Origin of the sequence: Wolbachia endosymbiont of Cardiocondyla obscurior, from assembly GCF_902713635.1 — a bacterium.
GTDB classification, from domain to species: domain Bacteria; phylum Pseudomonadota; class Alphaproteobacteria; order Rickettsiales; family Anaplasmataceae; genus Wolbachia; species Wolbachia pipientis.
Genome location: NZ_CACTIU010000100.1, coordinates 1 through 2,330, shown reverse-complemented (window position 1 = coordinate 2,330; position 2,330 = coordinate 1). Strand labels below are relative to the sequence as shown.

Genomic DNA, 2,330 nt, shown 5'->3' with positions numbered 1-2,330 from the left:
TTCAAGGTTAAATGGCTATTTTATAATGAATTTTGTCAGTAGCCACCAGATTTTTTCAGTTGCTATGCAACAAAGCCATCCCAGTGTCAAGCACTGGGATGACACCTTTATGTTTGAGGCAAAACCGGCCATAGCATTTAACACACTGCCTTCGCAAAATGTTCGTACAGTTGTTCGTTACGTGCTGGAATGACAAGGTGGAGTGTCTTTAGATGTCATCCAAGTAGCTGACACTGGGATCTAAAAAATTTAATTTATATATAAAGTTTGTTTAAACTATTTTCAAAACAGATAAAATATAATTTTACAATTAGCGTAAATAAAATGAATTATGATGTAATCATTTCAGGTGGTGGGTTACTTGGTCTTATTACTGCCATTGGCCTCAGTTGTGACTCTGTGTCTGTAGCTGTGATTGAAAAAAATAGTCTACCACGTGTAGTAGATGATAATCGAGCATTTGCTATTTCTCAAGGCTCGAAAAAAATATTGGAAAAGTTAGGGATTTGGCAGTTTGTGGAAAGTGAAGCTGAGCCAATACTTGATATATGCATATTAGATGCGGTTACTGTGCATTACAATCATAAAATGGTTAGCGAAGAGCCAATGGGTTATGTTATCAACAATGCTACTATATGGAATGCAATCAACAATAATTTTCTAAATAAACTGAATATATACTCTCCACATTCCTATAAAACAATTGCTTGTGATTCAGGATATGTGGAAGTGATTCTTGATAATAACCAGGAATTAATATCATCGCTACTTATCTGCGCTGAAGGCAAAAACTCTAAATTACCAGAGTTATTTTCTATACCGACAGTGAAATTTGACTATAAACAAAGTAGCATAGTATTTAATGTAAAGCATGAACTGCATCACCAAAACTTAGCTGTGGAGCGTTTTTTCCCTGGCGGTCCATTTGCAATTCTACCGATGAAGGGTGGCTATACTTCTTCGATAGTTTGGACAGAAAAATCTGAGATTTCAAAAATGCTAATGGATCTGTCTGAAGAAGAATTTATTGTAGAGCTTAAAAAAAGATTTGGTTCTTATTTAGGAGAGATAAAATTAGAGGGTGAAAGAAAACTTTATCCTTTAAGTTTTGCTTTCGCAAAAAAGTTATATAAGGGTAGAGTTTTGCTTATCGGCGATGCAGCACATTCAATTCATCCAGTTGCAGGTCAAGGGCTTAATCTTGGAATTAGAGATGTAGAAAGTGTTATAAAGCACGTAGTTGCTGCAAAAGCGGCTGGTACTGATGTTGGCAGTAGTTATTTATTAAAGAAAATTTCACGTAACAGATACTTTGATAATTTTACAATGGCGCTTGCAACTGATGGATTAAATAGGATGTTTTCCAACAGAATATTCTGCGCTAAAGCACTAAGAAATCTTGGCTTGATTGCAGTTGAAAATTCAAATTTCCTCAAAAAACGCTTCATTCGGCATGCTATGGGATTTATATAAATCACTATTTTATAGTTAATGCAAGTCAGGTTTCCCACGTCATACCGCCGCGGTATCTTGGCCGCTAACACGTAGCGGGATGACGAATGTATCTGTTTAGCAGTTGTGTTAAAAGTCAATAGAAAAATTGATGTAGCTGTGGATAAGTACTTTTATCTGTATAAACGTGCTTATCCACAGCTATACTGGCTCTTAGATAGAAACAGACAGAGAGTTATATTCCTCAGTAAAAACCCTGTCATCTCTGACTAAAGAGTTAGCAAGAATAAGCAATTTCCTCATGGCAGCAGTGGAAGCAATTTTATATGGCTTTTTATATTGACTATATAATCTAGTAAAGAAAGGTTTGATATAGGAATTAGGGGGGGGAGGGGGGGATGTATGGTCCCAGAGTGTGATGGTATGATAAAATATGAGAAAACAATACCATCAAAGGAGGAATTATGGGACAAATATTACATGGGTGCGCCAAAACAACAGAGACAATTCGTAGAGCAATACAAAATAGTAAAGAGAGCATAGCAAAACTCTCCAGGTACTATAACCTTAATCCAAAAACTATCATTAAATGGAGAAAACGGTCTTTTGCCAAAGACGCTGATATGGGTCCGAAGCATGCAAGATCAACTGTTTTAACTTTAGAAGAGGAGGCTGTAATTGTTGCATTTCGTAAGCATACTCTATTGCCATTAGATGATTGTCTCTACGCTTTGCAAACCTCAATCCCACACTTGACTCGCTCTAGTCTACATCGTTGCTTACAGAGGCACAGCATTAGCAGACTATAGTATTTTCTAAAATGAATGATAAATTTCCATTATGGTATTACCAACCAAAAGTTGTAAGTCTGTATATTT

General features: G+C 36.1%; 2 protein-coding genes and 1 pseudogene. All 3 read left to right on the top strand.

Annotated elements, in window-relative coordinates; translation table 11 throughout:
* Nucleotides 1-193: hypothetical protein (locus WOCAOBSORBRA_RS05875; protein WP_218939172.1), on the top strand; the 193-nt coding region annotated here is incomplete at its 5' end.
* 131 nt (nt 194-324) lie between these two features.
* Entirely contained in the window at nt 325-1,473 is a 1,149-nt protein-coding gene (gene ubiH, locus WOCAOBSORBRA_RS05870; RefSeq protein WP_174516143.1) for a 2-octaprenyl-6-methoxyphenyl hydroxylase, read from the top strand.
* 443 nt (nt 1,474-1,916) lie between these two features.
* Nucleotides 1,917-2,258: pseudogene (locus tag WOCAOBSORBRA_RS05865) on the top strand (IS481 family transposase); the annotation flags it as partial.
* Nucleotides 2,259-2,330: the final 72 nt, after the last annotated feature.

Excerpts from the sequence above, each read along its gene's own strand:
- ubiH (WP_174516143.1), top strand. The coding sequence starts at position 325 with ATGAATTATGATGTAATCATTTCAGGTGGTGGGTTACTTGGTCTTATT.